Raw genomic sequence first — 312 nt, 5'->3', positions numbered from 1 at the left:
CTCGCGGTCCATCAGACGTCCGCCCCCGTCCCGGCGTCCTTCGCCGACAGGGTCCACCACGGGAGCACCCGGTAGACGGGTTTGTCGGAGACCTTCTCCGTTCTCCACGGGGGCGGCTGGACATTGGTCGTGCTGGACCGGAGCTGGACGCGCTCGACGGTGCCCTCGCGGACCTCCGCCGACAGCCGGTCGACGCGGCGGGCGACGATGCGGCGCAGATAGCTCTCGGAGAGTTCGCCGCGCAGGCCCGAGGGGCGGTTCGCGTTGTCGTGCGAGGAGGAGTAGAAGTCCCAGGCCCGCCGCAGCTCGTTC

1 protein-coding gene is annotated in these 312 nt (G+C 71.2%); it reads right to left on the bottom strand.

The window, feature by feature from the left end:
* Positions 1–11: 11 nt before the first annotated feature.
* On the bottom strand, positions 12–312 hold a 301-nt coding region (locus IF27_RS29735), incomplete at its 5' end, for a DUF5819 family protein (RefSeq protein WP_223291267.1).

This window comes from Streptomyces avicenniae, assembly GCF_000719135.1.
Lineage (GTDB): Bacteria > Actinomycetota > Actinomycetes > Streptomycetales > Streptomycetaceae > Streptomyces > Streptomyces avicenniae.
The sequence above is the reverse complement of the archived record's forward strand: the minus strand, read 5'-3'. Positions and strand labels throughout refer to the sequence as shown.